At 71.8% G+C, this 13,740-nt stretch carries 11 protein-coding genes; 7 read left to right on the forward strand and 4 right to left on the reverse strand.

Annotation, left to right across the window (positions count from 1 at the left end):
* Positions 1 to 87: 87 nt before the first annotated feature.
* The 4 genes from IPQ09_19310 to IPQ09_19325 all read left to right on the forward strand — a co-directional run bounded on the left by IPQ09_19310 (position 88) and on the right by IPQ09_19325 (position 4,597).
* Positions 88 to 2,160 carry a hypothetical protein gene (locus IPQ09_19310; GenBank protein MBL0196330.1) on the forward strand — a complete coding sequence of 691 codons (2,073 nt, stop codon included), beginning with the start codon at positions 88 to 90 and terminating at the stop codon, positions 2,158 to 2,160.
* A 104-nt stretch (positions 2,161 to 2,264) separates the two neighbouring features.
* Positions 2,265 to 3,272, forward strand: a complete 1,008-nt coding sequence (locus IPQ09_19315) for a hypothetical protein (protein MBL0196331.1) — start codon at positions 2,265 to 2,267, stop codon at positions 3,270 to 3,272.
* A gap of 210 nt (positions 3,273 to 3,482) precedes the next feature.
* On the forward strand, positions 3,483 to 4,184 hold the full coding sequence (gene ric, locus IPQ09_19320) for an iron-sulfur cluster repair di-iron protein (protein MBL0196332.1): 702 nt from the start codon (positions 3,483 to 3,485) through the stop codon (positions 4,182 to 4,184).
* 152 nt (positions 4,185 to 4,336) lie between these two features.
* Positions 4,337 to 4,597 carry a DUF2249 domain-containing protein gene (locus tag IPQ09_19325; protein ID MBL0196333.1) on the forward strand — a complete coding sequence of 87 codons (261 nt, stop codon included), beginning with the start codon at positions 4,337 to 4,339 and terminating at the stop codon, positions 4,595 to 4,597.
* 10 nt (positions 4,598 to 4,607) lie between these two features.
* Here IPQ09_19325 and IPQ09_19330 read toward each other — a convergent pair whose 3' ends face one another.
* Together IPQ09_19330 and IPQ09_19335 are read right to left on the reverse strand one after the other, a co-directional pair.
* Positions 4,608 to 5,591, reverse strand: coding sequence for a sigma-54-dependent Fis family transcriptional regulator (locus tag IPQ09_19330; GenBank protein ID MBL0196334.1), 984 nt, complete (start codon positions 5,589 to 5,591; stop codon positions 4,608 to 4,610).
* 104 nt (positions 5,592 to 5,695) lie between these two features.
* Positions 5,696 to 6,988, reverse strand: coding sequence for an Ig-like domain-containing protein (locus IPQ09_19335; GenBank protein MBL0196335.1), 1,293 nt, complete (start codon positions 6,986 to 6,988; stop codon positions 5,696 to 5,698).
* Positions 6,989 to 7,292: 304 nt separating this feature from the next.
* Here IPQ09_19335 and IPQ09_19340 point away from each other — a divergent pair, with 304 nt between their 5' ends.
* Both IPQ09_19340 and IPQ09_19345 read left to right on the forward strand, forming a co-directional pair.
* Complete coding sequence (locus tag IPQ09_19340; protein MBL0196336.1) at positions 7,293 to 8,591, forward strand: metallophosphoesterase; 1,299 nt, start codon at positions 7,293 to 7,295, stop codon at positions 8,589 to 8,591.
* Between the two features lie 98 nt (positions 8,592 to 8,689).
* Positions 8,690 to 9,736, forward strand: a complete 1,047-nt coding sequence (locus IPQ09_19345) for a hypothetical protein (GenBank protein ID MBL0196337.1) — start codon at positions 8,690 to 8,692, stop codon at positions 9,734 to 9,736.
* Positions 9,737 to 9,806: 70 nt separating this feature from the next.
* On the opposite strand, the gene IPQ09_19350 is transcribed toward IPQ09_19345, so the two are convergent.
* Positions 9,807 to 10,631 carry an alpha/beta hydrolase gene (locus IPQ09_19350; protein MBL0196338.1) on the reverse strand — a complete coding sequence of 275 codons (825 nt, stop codon included), beginning with the start codon at positions 10,629 to 10,631 and terminating at the stop codon, positions 9,807 to 9,809.
* A 63-nt stretch (positions 10,632 to 10,694) separates the two neighbouring features.
* Between IPQ09_19350 and IPQ09_19355 the strand changes: the two genes are divergently transcribed.
* Positions 10,695 to 12,152 carry a DUF4403 family protein gene (locus tag IPQ09_19355; GenBank protein MBL0196339.1) on the forward strand — a complete coding sequence of 486 codons (1,458 nt, stop codon included), beginning with the start codon at positions 10,695 to 10,697 and terminating at the stop codon, positions 12,150 to 12,152.
* Positions 12,153 to 12,221: 69 nt separating this feature from the next.
* On the opposite strand, the gene IPQ09_19360 is transcribed toward IPQ09_19355, so the two are convergent.
* Complete coding sequence (locus IPQ09_19360; GenBank protein MBL0196340.1) at positions 12,222 to 13,496, reverse strand: Glu/Leu/Phe/Val dehydrogenase; 1,275 nt, start codon at positions 13,494 to 13,496, stop codon at positions 12,222 to 12,224.
* Positions 13,497 to 13,740 lie beyond the last annotated feature (244 nt).

A 13,740-nucleotide genomic window follows, 5' to 3' on the forward strand; every position in this document is an offset into this window, starting at 1 on the left:
CCCCTGCGGGCGCTCCTCCAGCGGCCCGAGGTGTGTTGTCGCGCGTGCGTGTGCGCGTGCGCGCGTGTGGTAGCGTGCGACGCTTCCATGGCGGTCGATGCGCTTGACCTCGAGGGGCGCGTTCAGCGTCTCCTCACCCGCGCCGCGCCGACGGCGCTGCCGACGTTGGTCGTGGCGTTCTTCACGCTGCGGGCCGTCCTGCGCCGTACGGGGCACGCCGCCGCCTCGCTGGACGACACGTACATCCACTTTCAGTACGCGCGCGCGATCGTCCAGGGCCACCCCATGCGCTTTCAGGCCGGCGAGCCCATCTCCACCGGGGCGACGAGCCAGCTGTGGCCGGCGGTGCTCGCGCCGTTTTACGCGATGGGGTTTCGCGGCGACGCTCTCATGTGGCCGGCGTGGGTCTTGTCGTTCGCGTGCCTCGCGGCGCTCGCCTACGAGACCGCGAAGCTCGCGCGAGGGCTCGTGTCGGAGACGGTCGCGGTGGGCGCGGGCGCGATGGTGCTCACCTTCGGCGGGCACGTGTGGTGCGCCGCCAGCGGCATGGAGGTCATCCCGTTCGCGTGGCTGCTCGCGCGCTCGGCGCGCCGCGGGGCGGAGTGGTGCGAGGCGGGCCCGACCGGGCGCACTCGGTCGGCGTGGCTCGAGCTGTGCGCGCTGGCGATCGCCGCGCCGCTCATGCGGCCGGAGGGGGCGCTCGCGTCGGCGCTGCTCGCCCTCGCCGTGGTGTCCAACCCGCGCCGCTCCGGTCTCGTCGGACGGCTCGAAGGGCTGCTCCCACTCATCGGCCTGGCGCTCACCCCGCTGCTCCTCCTCGCGCTCACGGGGAAGGCCACGTCGAGCACCACGCAGGTCAAGCTCGCCATCGGCAACCCGTACCACCCGCTCGGCGCCACCTTCAGCGCCAACGCGCGGGTGCTATTTCGCACGATCTTGAACGGGGAGGTGTGGTCGTCCGAGTTTCTCCCCCGCGGCGGCGCCGGGATCGCGGTCGCGGGGCTCCTCGCCGTGTCGATCCGTGGCGTGATGGCGCGCAAGGTCGATCGCGCGATGGCGGTGCTCGCGCTCGCCCTCGCGATGTTCGCGCCGTGCGCCTACGTGACGTTCCTCGCCAATCGCCTGCGCTACCTGTGGCCCTTCGCGTCCGGCTGGCTCGTCGGGATTGCGTGCCTGGCGGAGCTCGTGGGCGCGCTCCTCTCGCGGGCGGGGCGCGGCTACGCCGTCGCCGGTCCGGCCCTCGCGTTCGGCGTCGCGGGCATGTTCGCGATGAGGCTCGATTGGGTCATCGACGACGTGGCCAACTCCGCGAGCGCCATCGCGCGGCAGCACGGTGAGGTCGCCCGCCGCGTGCGCGAGCGCCTCCCGCCCGACGCGCGCGTGGGTCTGAACGACACGGGCGCGATAGCCTACTTCGGAGAGCGAAAGACCTTCGATATCGTGGGGCTCACCACGCCGAGCGAGGCCCGCTATTGGGTCGCTGGGCCGGGGTCGCGCTTCGAGCACTACGAGCGGCTCGCGCGTGATCCCGCGACGCGCGTCGCGCTGCCCTCCCACTTCGCCGTGTATCCCGAGTGGCTCTCGTGCCCCCCCGTGCTCGGGGAGCGGCTCTTCGAGGCGACCGTGCGCGACGCGTCGATCCTGGGCGGCCCGAGCATGCAGCTGTTTCGTGCAGACTACACGCTGCTGGGCACCGGCGAGGCGCCGGTCTCCGGGTTCCCTCCGGTCGTCGACGCGCTCGACGTGGGCGACCTCGAGTCCGAGTCCGAGCACCACTACGCGCTCCTCGGGGCCGCCGAGGGCGAGCAGGTCGCGGAGTCGGGGGGGCTCGGCGAGGGCGCGGCGGCGCGGCGCGTGGCCGACGGAGCCCGCACGAACCGGAGGCGCGAGGCGTTCTGGGCGAGGCTCGCCGCGGGGCGCCGCCACGTGGGGCTCGTGCGCCTGCGCGCCGCGAGCGACGGCGACGGCGACGTGACTGTGCGCGTGCTCGCGGGCGGGCGCGACGTGGGCGGCTTCACCGCGAGCACCGGCGAGTGGACCGAAGAACCCTTCGAGATCCCCGCGGAGGCCGCGACGGCGCACACCGAGCTCACCCTCGTCGCCGCGCACGGCGCATTGACCGTGTTTCACTACTGGTTCGCCGAGGCACGCACGCCCTAGCTAGGAGCTGGCGACCGCACCGCGCACGCCGCCTGCGGCGGGAGACGCGTCGTGCGACAACATGCCACGCTGCCCGGGGGCTCATCGCGTGCCAAGTTGCGCGCATGAAGCTACGTTCCACCACGCTCCCTGTCCCTGCCGCGCTTGCCGCGTTTGCCGCGCTCGCGCTCCTCGCCTGCTCCAGCACCCCGGTCGCGACTGACGGCGGCGCTTTGCCCGACGGTGGCTCCTCGCCCGACAGCGGCTCCTCGCTCGACAGCTCCGTGGCCGAGGTCGGGGCCGACGCCGCCGCGCCGGGGTCCAGCTACGACGTCGAGTATGTCCAGGTCGGCGCCGGCCTCGTCGTTGGAAAGAGCACCCTGCAGCTGCGGCTCAAGGCCCGAGCGAGCGGCGCGCCGGCCCCGGGCCTCGCCGACTCGATCGCGGTCGCGCCGCTCATGACGATGCCGATGATGAAGCACGGCGCCCCCGTGCCCGCAGACGCGGTGAAGGAGAGCTCCACGCCGGGGACCTACGACGTGACGCTCTTCTTCCCGATGGCGTCGGTCGACGACAAGGGAGGCGCGATGGGCCAGTGGTCGCTCGGCGTCGCGGTCGGCGCGCAGGCGCAGGCGACGCTCGACCTGATGGTGAGTCCGCCCAAGGGCGCGGACACGACCCACAAGGCGCTGCAGAGCGACGCCGACAAGATGATGTCGATGGGCAAGCCGACGAACCGAAAGTACATGCTCTTCCGCGACCGCTTGAGCACGAGCGCCAGCGGCGCCGAGCTCGGCCTCTTCCTCTCCACGATCCAGGAGGGCGGGATGGTGTGGCCGCCCGTCGTGCCCGGGCTCCAGCTGAAGGACATGAACGGTGCCCCGCAGCTCGCCATCGCGGGGGTCGAGGTGGTGGGCTCCACCGACGGAATCACGTGGACCCCGATGCCCTGCGACGCGCGCGCGCGCTGCGCGGCGACGCTGCCGGGCCTGCGCGCGGGCGTCACGGCGAACGCCTACGTGAAGCTGAAGGTGAACGGCCGCGACTACACGACCGACGGCGCGTCGCCCGACGGCAAGCCGGAGCCGACGATGACCAACGCGTTCGCCACGTTCGCGGTCACGCCTCCGTGACGTGAGCGTCGTGGCTTGGTGCCGGGCGTCGCGGCGAGCTCGGGGAGGACCGTCGCGAGCGCCATCCGGGCAGCCTCGGCCGTGGACATGTTTCAAGATGAGACACTGTTGGGCGCTCAAATAGGCGAGCGCCCGCCGGATCGCGCGATTTCGTATTCGGCACGGCGCGTGCTTTGGGGGGGCGCCCTCTGAGCTGGAAGGAAGCGCGTCATGCCCATCGATCGAGAGTCCACCATCGCCGAGATCGTGCTCGAGCACTCCGAGTGCGCGAAGGTCTTCTGCGACCACCGCGTCGACTTCTGCTGCCGCGGCGACCGCAGCTTGACCGTCGCATGCGCGGAGAAGGGGCTCGACCTCGAGGTGGTCTGCGGAGACCTAGAGCGCGCGATCGCCGGGCGCGAGGAGCGGCATGAGCCCGATCCCCGCGCGATGTCGACCGCCGAGCTCGTCTCGTTCATCGTCTCGCGTCACCACGCGTACCTCTACGAGGCCCTTCCGTTCCTCGAGCCGCTCGCCACGAAGGTGGCGCGCGTGCACGGCGAGCACAACCCGAAGCTGCTCGGCATCCGCGACACGTTCCGCGAGCTCGCCGAGCGGCTCGAACCACACCTGCGCGAAGAGGAGGCCGTGCTGTTCCCCGCGCTCACCGCGCAGCAGCCCGACGACCGCCTCGTGGCGTCAGAGCTCGCGAGCGCGCAGCAGGATCACCTGCAAGTAGGGGACCTCTTGGCTCGCCTACGTGCGCAGGCCGACGACTACACCTCGCCCGCCTGGGCCTGCGGCAGCTATCGCACGCTGATGCGCGAGCTCGCGGCGCTCGAGATGGACACGCTGCGCCACGTGCACCTCGAGACCCACGTCGTCGCGCCGCGCTTCAAGGCGGCCCGCGCGAGCGCGCCAGCGTCGACGTGACCCCGAGCACGCGCTCCTGCTCGCGCCCCATCGCGACTCGGAGCCGGTGAGCACGCGATCACGTCGCCCCCCGGCCGAGCTTCCTCGCGCAGGCGCGGATCTTGGACGGTGACACGAGACCCGAACACCCGAACACGACAGGAGAACTTCACGTGGCAAGCCCCCATCTGCACCTGCAAGCCGACCAGCTTTATCCCTTCGACGCGCGCGGCATCGCCAAACGCTTCCGTCACTCCGCCATCTTCGGGGCGCTCGACGCGCTTCGCCCCGGCGAGACGATGCGCTTCTGCAACGACCACGATCCGCTGCCGCTCCTCGACCAGCTCCAGGCGCGCTACGGATCGAACGTCGAGATCGCCTACGTGAGCCGCGCTCCAGGCGAGATCGTCATCGACTTCGCGAAGAAGGGCTGACGGCGGCCGCTCACTCGCGCAGCTTCCTCCAGAGTGTGCTGCGGCCGATCCCGAGGAGCCGCGCGGCCTCGACCTGCGAGCCGCCGCACGCCTCCACGACGTGCAGGATGTGCGCCCGTTCCACTTCGGCGAGGGTTCGTAGATCGGGGGTCGCCGCGCGGGCGGCGGGCGGCTCCGAGGACCGCGGGGTCATGAGCTCCTCCGGGAGGTGCTCGACGTCGATCACGCCGTCGCGAGCTAGCGCGATCCCGTGCTTGACGGCGCTCGAGAGCTCCCGGACGTTGCCGGGCCACGTGTGGCGCGCGAGCGCATTCTTCGCTGCGGCCGTGAAGGCCAGCTGGCCCTTCCCTTCGTGGGCGAGGAACGTGCGCGCGAGCGGGAGCACGTCCTCCGGCCGAGCACGGAGCGGCGGCACGCGCAGCCTCAGCACGTTGAGCCGGTAGTACAGGTCCTCGCGGAAGAGCCCGCGCTCGACGAGCCCGGCAAGATCGCGATGAGTTGCGCACACGACGCGCGCGTCTACGCCGAACGAGTGGGTCTCGCCCACGCGCCGGATCTCGCCATCCTGGAGCACGCGGAGGAGCTTCGCCTGCAACGGCAGCGGCATCTCGGCCACCTCGTCGAGAAAGAGCGTCCCGCCATGAGCGACCTCGAAGAGTCCTTGCTTCGCGGTCGCTGCGCCGGTGAACGCTCCACGAGCGTGACCGAAGAGCTCGGACTCGAGCAGCTCGGCGGGGAGCGCGGCGACGTTCACGGCGACGAAGGGCGCGTCTCTGCGCGAGCTGCTCCCGTGCAGGGCGCGCGCCACGACCTCCTTGCCCGTCCCGCTCTCACCGAGGATGACGACCGGCGCGCTGGCGTCCGCGAAGCGGTGGGCGCGGCTCAACACCGCCTGCATCGCGGCGCTCTGCGCGACGATGCGCGACGGTCGCGACGCGGAGCCGACGACCGGGTCGAGCCCGCACACAGAGCAGATCTCTTGCGCTCGTCTCATCGTGCTTCACTCTGAAACATAGCCCGGGTACCCGCGTTCACCCAGCCTCCCGCGGGGCTCGGGCGGGGTCGTGCAGCGCGGGCGGCGGCCGTCGTCACCCTGTCCTACGATGCCCTGCGTCGCTTGCGCCACGCGAGCGCGAGCGGCAGGCCGAGCCACGCGAGCGCCCCGAGGCTCGGCTCCGGCGACGCCACCGCGCAGCCCGACGAGGGGTTCGTGCCGTTCGCCGCCGGAGGGGGGCCCGCGTCGGCGGGCTCGGCGGGCGCCTCGGGCTCCTGCCCGGGCCGGGTCTTGAAGCTCGCGTCGAGCTTGGGGCAGGCCGACGCGGGGGCGGGGTAGTCGGGCTCGCCGCAGTCGCCCCCCGGAGTCTTCGGGGCGCAGGTCTCGAAGGTGAGCTCGAGGTCCTTCGTCGGCGACGCGCCGTTCAGCGTGCGCACGGTCTTCGCGACACGGACCGTGTAGCGCGTGGAGGGCTGCCACTTGCTCGTGGGCGTCACCGTCAACACGTTGGGATAGGTCGAGCCGCGGAACGGCGCCACCTTCGCGGGCACCACGGCGCCCGCGCCGTCGGTGACGACGACGCTCTCCCCGATCGACGCGCGGTCGAGCCCGTGCCCGAAGAACAGCACCACGCGGCCATCCGCGCGCGTCGGGTCGAGGGTCGCGAGGCGGCGGTGCTCGTCGGGATACGTGCCAATGAGCAGCCCGTCGGCGGACGTGTCGCCCTCGAGCCGCTTCATGAGCTCGCGGTAGTACCCGGCCACCACCGCCGCGCCGTGCGGGTAGCTGCCGCCGGTGCGGGGCTCGAACACGTGAGCGCGCGCCCACGGGTAGCGCTTGCCGTAATCGTTGGCGCCCGCGTAAAGAAGGCCCGCCACGGCGCTGAGCCCGGTGCGCGCCGTGGTCATCGCCTGCGTGATGTTCTCCGTGGGGACCGGGTGGGGCACCCTGCCGAACACCGCCGACAGGTATTGCGCGTCGTACGCGTATTCGGGCACGAAATAGCGAGGCTTGTCGTGCGCGATGAACACGTCCATCGAGAGGTCGAAGCTGTCGAAGTCGCCGCCGTCGACCTGCTCGGCCCGCGCGTAGAGGAGCGAATCGAACGTGGAGTCTGTGATCCCGTGCGCCGCGAGGCCCATGAGGAACGCGAGGTGCTGCGAGGCCTCGGGCGTGAACGGGGGCTTGTAGCGCTCGCGAAATACCTGAATGTACGCCTGCACGAACGGCTCCCAGTGCGCCACCTCGCCCTGGTCGTGGTCTCTCGCGGTGTAGCCGGAGTCGGGGAAGTACCCGCCGTTCGCGAGGTGCATCGGGTGCGCGTCGAGCACGGCGCGAAGGCGCGGATCGGTCGTCTGCTCCGCCGCGCACTGGGCCATGTAGATGTGGCCTTGCATGCCGGTCGCGCCCGCGGAGGGGGCGATCGTTAGGGTGAGTCCCAGCGCCGCGGTGCCTGCGAGAAGGGACAGCGCGTGCCGCGGCCGTTTCGGCGCGGGGGGGGGACGGAGCCGTGGCGGTGATGCGGGCATGGAACGCGGCCTCGTGAGGGTGGCGGGAGCAGGGCGACCGTCGGACGCACGGGCCAGTGTACCTCCCAGGCGCTCGCACGCGGCGCGGATCGTCCCAAGCTCGGGGAGCGGCGGGCACGCCGTGGTACTGTCCCCGGTGCTCGCCGCGCCGCCGCCGCTCCCGAGGATCGCCATGTCACGTCTCTTCCGCGCCCGCCTGGTCTCTGCCATGGTCTCCGCCGCCCCGGCGCTCTTCATGCTCGCCTGCGGCTCCGCTACGCTCGCCGGTCCGGCCTCCTCGCCGCCGGAGGAGGCCGGCGCGCCTGCCCCCGAGGAGGACGCCGACGCGGGTATTCCCTGTCCACCCTCGGGCGTGAGCAAGGGGCCGTGGGTCGTCGGCGTGACCGGCAGCGCGGCGAGCATCCGGTTCGAGGCGTGCCGCGCGGGCGTCTCGGGCGCGGTTACGCTGGCTCCGGAGGCGGGCGGGGAGAGCCGCACGCTCTCTTCGAAGGAGTCGACGTCAGTGATCACCGTCACCCACACGGCCCCATTGAACCCCAAGGCGACTCCCGACTTCGCCGGCACTTGGTACAACCACGAGGTGAGCGCCGCGTCGCTCCTGCCTTCCACCTGCTACCGCTACGAGCTCGCCGCCGACAAGGCCGCGACCGGGCGTTTCTGCACGGCGCGCAAGAGCGGCGAGCCGCTGCGCTTCTTCGCGATCGGCGACACCAACCCGAACCTGGGCGACACCACCGAGCAGGTGCTCGCGCGCGCGATTCCCCGGGGCTTCGACTTCACTCTCCATCTCGGCGACATTCAATACTACGACTCCACGCTCGAGACCTGGGCGTCGTGGAGCCCGCGCGTGGCGCCCATGCTGCGCCAAGGCGCTTTCTTTCCGTCGATTGGCAATCACGAGTACGAGAAGCCGTCCGAATACGAAGATTACGTTCGTAGGTACTTTGGTCGCACGGGCCTTCCGGGGAACGACACCGCGTATCGCTTCGAATCGGGCGGGGTCCACTTCTTCGTGTTGGCCACCGAGGAGGCGATCGGCCCGGGGTCGACCCAGTCGAAGTGGTTCGAGGAGGAGAGCGCCAAGGTCACGACGCTCCCCGGGTTTCGGTTCTCCGTCGTGTACTTCCACCGCCCCTTCGTGAGCTGCGGCGACGAGGGCGACAACCCCGTCGCGCGGACGTTCTACGAGCCGCTGTTCGTCCAGAACAAGGTCCTGCTCGTGCTCCAGGGGCACCTCCACGCCTACGAGCGCTTCGAGCTCGGGAGCGTCACCTACGTCACCTCCGGCGGAGGCGGCGGGCGACCGGGCGATCCCAACAAGAACCTCGGGCGCGACTACTGCGCGTCGCGGAAGAGCGCAGGTGCCTTTCACCACGGCGTGCTCCTCGAGGTGGAGGGGCCCTCGCTACGCGGCACGGTCATCGACGCCGCGGGCGGCGTGCGCGACACGTTCGAGCGCGCCGTGCCCTGAGCCGGGCACGAAGCTCGGCACACGCGCCCCGCGCCGCGCCGTTTGGCTCCGTCGCCGTATTTGGGCACGGGGTGTGCTGCGACTGGTACCCTTCATCCATGGAGACCTGTCCCCGCTGCGCGACGCCGCTCTCGGCGCCAGGCAGCCCATGCCCGCGCTGCGCGGTCGGCCCCGTGGGCGAGACCGCTCGTCAGATCGTCTATGAGGTGGATCCGGCGTCGCCTGGCATCTCGCTCGAGCTCGACATTCAGCACAAGCCCATCGTTGCGGCGTCGCCCGGGGTCGCGATGGCGACCGGCACGGTCGACCGCAAGCGCCCGAAGCCCACGGCCGATCCGCTCGAGGCCCGCCTGCTGGGTGGGTTTGGTCTGCCGCCCGAGAAGATCTGGGACACTCCCGCGTATGCGCGCCGCGTGAAGGTGCGTACGGCGGAGCTCGAGGTCCTCACGGCCGAGTGTCGCGGGGGGCTCGAGCGCGCGGAGGCCGCCCTCGACGAGGCGCTGATTCGCATGGCGACGCGGGGCGCGGCCACCGCGCAGGCCGCCACCCGCGCCGCGCGCGCCCCCTACGAGCGCACCATCGAGCGCCTCCGCTCGGGCGCCGAGCAGCTGAAGGCGTTCGAGGGCGATCGGCGGGCCGAGACCGAGGCGCAGAACGATCGACTCATCGAGATCGACCGGCGGGCCACGGAGTTCAGGCGCGAGCTCAACCTCGCCTTGAACGAGCTGCGGAAGCGTGGCGAGCGCGCCACCCCCGAGGATCGTCGGCGGGTCGACGACGCGCGGGCGAAGTTCGCCATCGCCACCGAGGGGCGCGAGGCCATCGCGAGCCGCCTCGAGGCCGCGGCCCCGCTCAGCCCGAAGGCGGCGGCCGTGCGCAAGGACTACCTGCTCGTGTGCGCCGACTTCGCGCGGTTCGTCATGGACGACACCACGACCTTCGGTGACGACTTCGATGAGCCCCGCGGCGAGGTGATTCGGCTCACCGCGGAGCGCGAGAACGCGCAGAAGGCGCTCGAGCTTCACCGCGCCGCCCTCCAGACCTTCGACGCCGAGGCCGTGCAGCGGGGGAACATGCTGGTGATCGGCGGCGTGGTCCTCGCCGCGCTCTTGCTCCTGGGGCTCGTCGCGCGCGTCGTCTTCTAACGCCGCACCGTAGGCCGCGACGAGCCGCGAGGGAACGAAACGCCGGCGAGCCCGAAGCGAACGGTGGGGGTCAGGCGCGCGCGTCGGTGAGCGCGCCCTCGATGAAGGGGAGCAGCTGCGCGTTCACCGCGTCGGGCTGCTCGAGCGGTGTCATGTGCCCCGCGCCCTCGATCACCACGAAGCGGGCGCCCGGGATTCGCGACGCGATGTTCTCGTTCTTCGCCACCGGGGTGGAGCGGTCGTCGCGTCCGCAGAGCACGAGCGTGGGGCAGGAAATCTGGGGCAGGGAACCGAGCACGTCGGTGCGGTTCACCGCGACCGCCATCGCCGCGCGCGCCACCCCGCGGCGGTTGAAGCCGAGCAGCGTGCGGCCCGTCTGGCTCACCAGATCGGGCGCGCGCTCGCGCGTGCGGCGGCAGAACATGCGCGGGGCGATCTCACGCTCGTACAGAGAATACGGCATGCCCACGTACTGATGAAACGTCGCGAAGGCGCGGAACCGGGCGCGCAAGGCGGGGAGCTCGCGCTCGGCGCTGGTGTCGAGCAGCGCGAGCCCCCGCGTGTTCGTCGCGTGGCGCACGGCGAAGCGCATGGCCAGCATGCCGCCCCACGAGAGGCCAACGAGCACCGACGCGTCGACGCCCAGCTCGGCGAGGGCGTCGGCGAGGGCGTCGGCGTGCTCGCCGAGCGTGAAGAGGGGCGGCACCTCGCTCTTTCCGTGGCCCGGGCCGTCGAACACGATGACGCGGCCGAGCGCGGCGAGCGGGCCGAGCTGATTTCGCCACATGCCCCCGTCGAACAAGAGGCCGTGGAGGCACACGATCGCCGGGCCGGCTCCGGCCCCGCCGCGCTCTTCGTAGAACCAGCGCCCGATGCGCGTAGAGACGTACGGCATGGTGCGAGCCTACCATGCGCCACGGCGGAAGACGGCGCGGCGGGGACGCGGTACCGTCGCGCCGTGCGCGAGAGGTCTTTCTCACACGGTCATCGCCGGCTCGCGGTGCTCACGGCCCTCGCGGCGATGGCTTGCGCGGCGTGCGCGGGCTCTCCGCCGACGCCGCGCGCGCCGGGCGCGCAAGGCGTGGCCGACGCCGCGGGGCCACGCGAGTGCGCTGCGGCGCTCGCGCCGGCGGGCGACCCCGAGCCGCTCGCGCCGCCAGTCGCGTCGAGTGGCCTGGACGATCCCGCGCGGCGGCCGCCCTCGCACGTTCTGCTCGAGGTCGATCTCCCTTTCACCCGCATCGCGAGAGAGCTCGAGGCCTCGGTCCCCCGCCGCGTCGCCGAGGAGCGAGGTCGCGACCTCGGCCTCGCGGGCTCGCTCGACATGACCGTCGACCGGGGCCCGCTCCGTGTGGCGTACGACGCGGCGAGCGACGCCCTGGTGGTCACGACCTCGCTCCACATCGAGGCGCGCGCCTGCACGAGCCGGCGGGGCTGCTACGCGTCGTGCTCCCCGGAGGCGGTCGCGCGGGTGTCCGCTCCGCTCGCGCTCACGCCCGACTACGGCCTCCCGCGCCCACGGGTCGCCGTGTCGCTCGTGCGAGGTTGCAAGCTCGCGGCGCTCGGCGGGCTCGTGCAGGTGGACGTCACGCCGATGCTCGAGCAACGGCTCGGGCCCGAGGCGCGCCGCGTCGAAGCGGAGATCGCGCGACGGCTGCCCGACCTCCGGCCCCCGCTGGTCGCGCGCTGGGCCGAGCTGTCCGCGCCCCGTGCGTTGCCGCTCCGGGCTGGCTGTCTCCGCGTCCATCCCTCCGGGCTCTCGCAGGGGCCGTCGTCGGCCTCTGCGAGCGGCGTGCGCCTCCACTTCTCGCTCGAGGCCTCGCCCGAGCTCCGGCGCGCGTGCGACGAGCCGCCAGGCCCCAAGCCGGCCTTGCCGCCGCTCGTCGCGGCGCCGGTGGCCACGGACGCGGCCGAGGTGTCGGTCGGTGTCGAGGTGCCGCTCGCAGACCTCGAGCGAGCCCTCACGGGGCCGCCTGCGATGGCCCTCGGGGCGGGCAGCGCGCGCGTCGTGAGCGCACGCGTAGAACCCGACGGCGGCGAGGTGCGCGTGACCACGGCGCTCGCAGGCGGCGTGTGCGGCGAGGCGAGCGCCCACGCGCGCCTCCAGTGGACCGGCGACTCCCTCGGGTACACGCACGCGGTCGTCGGCCCGGCGGAGCGCGCCCGTCTCGCGGCGAGCGGCGTGTCCGCCGAGGGGCTCGAGGCGGCGATCGAGGCCCGCGGGCGTGTCTCGCCGCGCCTTACGCCCACGCTCGCGCGCGACGCGCTCCCTGCGCTCGCCGCCGCGCTCTCCACGGACGACGCCGAGGTGCGCGCGCACGTCCCTGGGGCGCGCGCCGGCGCGGTCTGGCTCGAGGCGGGGGCTGCGTTCGCAACTGTCCGAATTCAGAACAAAATCACCGTGACCGTTCACTGACGCGGCGCACAAACGGCGCGAGGCCCGCGCCGTTGGACGCGGGCCTCGACGTCGCCGAGCGGCGCGGGACTACGGGAAGATCTCGCGCTCCTTGTACACCGCCTCGATGCGCTGGAGCGCGAGGGCGTACGCGGCCACGCGGAGGTCGAGCTTGTGCGCGCGCGCGAAGTCGGACACCTCGCGGTACGCGCGGACCATCGCGCGCTCGAGCTTCTCGTCGACCTCTTCTTCGGTCCAGCTCTCCGAGCGCTTGTTCTGCACCCACTCGTAGTAGCTCACCGTGACGCCGCCCGAGTTCGCGAGCACGTCGGGGAGGATCACGATGCCGCGGTCGAGGAGGACCTTCTCGCCCGCCGGGGTGGTCGGGCCGTTCGCGCCCTCGACCACGAGGCGCACGTCGAGCGCCTTCGCCTCGGCCTCGCCGATCTGGTTCTCGAGCGCGCTCGGCGCGAAGATGTCGGCCTTCAGCGAGAAGAACTCCTCGCGAGTGATCGCCTTGCCGCCCGGATAGCCCTTGATGCTGCCGTTGCGGGCGACGTGCTCCTGGAGCTTGTGCGTGTTGAAGCCCTCGGGGTTGGAGAGATATCCGGAGTGATCACCGACGGCGATGGTCGACACGCCGAGGCGCGAGAGGATGACGGCGCAGTGCGAGCCCACGTTGCCGAAGCCCTGCACCGTCATGGTGGCGCCCTGCAGGTTGAAGTCGTTCGCCTTCGCCCACTCGACGATGCAGTAGACCATGCCCTGGCCGGTGGCCTTGTTGCGGCCGAGCGTACCGCCCGAGGCGATGGGCTTGCCGGTGACCACGCCCTTGACGCTCTGCTTGTTCCCCGCGCCCACCATGTTCGCGTAGGTGTCCATCATCCACGCCATGGTCTGGGCGTTGGTGCCCATGTCGGGCGCCGGGATGTCGTAGTCGGGCCCGATGTTCTCGCCCAGCGCGTGGGTGAAGCGCCGGGTGATCCGCTGCAGCTCGCCGCGCGACACCGAGGTGGGGTCGAACTTGATGCCGCCCTTGCCGCCGCCGTAGGGCAGGCGCATGAGCGCGGCCTTCCAGGTCATCATGCTCGCGAGCGCCTTCACGTCGTCGAGCGTGACGCTGGAGTGGTAGCGGATGCCGCCCTTGAAGGGTCCGAGCAGGTTGTTGTGCTGGACGCGGTAGCCCTTGAAGAGCCGCACCTCCCCGTTGTCCATCCTGACCGGGAAGTTGATGATGATCTCGTTCTTCGGCTGGCTCAGGATGGTCTGAACGTAGGGCTCGAGGTTGATCGCCTTCGCCGCGCGGTCGAGGTAGTCCTGCACGACCTTGAAGAAGTCGTACTCCTTGTGGGAGCGCTGCGGCATCACGGACTCTTTCGAAGCTTCTGGTTTCATCGGGACATCGCCTCGTTGCTAGCGGTCGAAGGTGCGTTGCTCCTCGCGGGCGGGCGTCCTCCTCCGGGCGTCCTACCCCTCGAGCGCGGCCCGTTCTAGCACCACTTTCGGCTGGTCAACGGAGGCAGACGCGCAAATCGGACGGCGCGCCGCGTCGCGTTTTCGACCGCACCCGCCGTCGTGGCGCGGCGCGCTTCGGCTGCGAGTACACTCG

This window comes from Myxococcales bacterium (genome assembly GCA_016720545.1).
Lineage (GTDB): Bacteria > Myxococcota_A > Polyangia > Polyangiales > Polyangiaceae > JAAFHV01.

Excerpts from the sequence above, each read along its gene's own strand:
- IPQ09_19310 (MBL0196330.1), top strand. The coding sequence starts at position 88 with ATGGCGGTCGATGCGCTTGACCTCGAGGGGCGCGTTCAGCGTCTCCTC.
- IPQ09_19315 (MBL0196331.1), top strand. The coding sequence starts at position 2,265 with ATGAAGCTACGTTCCACCACGCTCCCTGTCCCTGCCGCGCTTGCCGCG.
- ric (MBL0196332.1), top strand. The coding sequence starts at position 3,483 with ATGCCCATCGATCGAGAGTCCACCATCGCCGAGATCGTGCTCGAGCAC.
- IPQ09_19330 (MBL0196334.1), bottom strand. The coding sequence starts at position 5,591 with ATGAGACGAGCGCAAGAGATCTGCTCTGTGTGCGGGCTCGACCCGGTC.
- IPQ09_19335 (MBL0196335.1), bottom strand. The coding sequence starts at position 6,988 with ATGCAAGGCCACATCTACATGGCCCAGTGCGCGGCGGAGCAGACGACC.
- IPQ09_19340 (MBL0196336.1), top strand. The coding sequence starts at position 7,293 with ATGTCACGTCTCTTCCGCGCCCGCCTGGTCTCTGCCATGGTCTCCGCC.
- IPQ09_19345 (MBL0196337.1), top strand. The coding sequence starts at position 8,690 with ATGGAGACCTGTCCCCGCTGCGCGACGCCGCTCTCGGCGCCAGGCAGC.
- IPQ09_19350 (MBL0196338.1), bottom strand. The coding sequence starts at position 10,631 with ATGCCGTACGTCTCTACGCGCATCGGGCGCTGGTTCTACGAAGAGCGC.
- IPQ09_19360 (MBL0196340.1), bottom strand. The coding sequence starts at position 13,496 with ATGCCGCAGCGCTCCCACAAGGAGTACGACTTCTTCAAGGTCGTGCAG.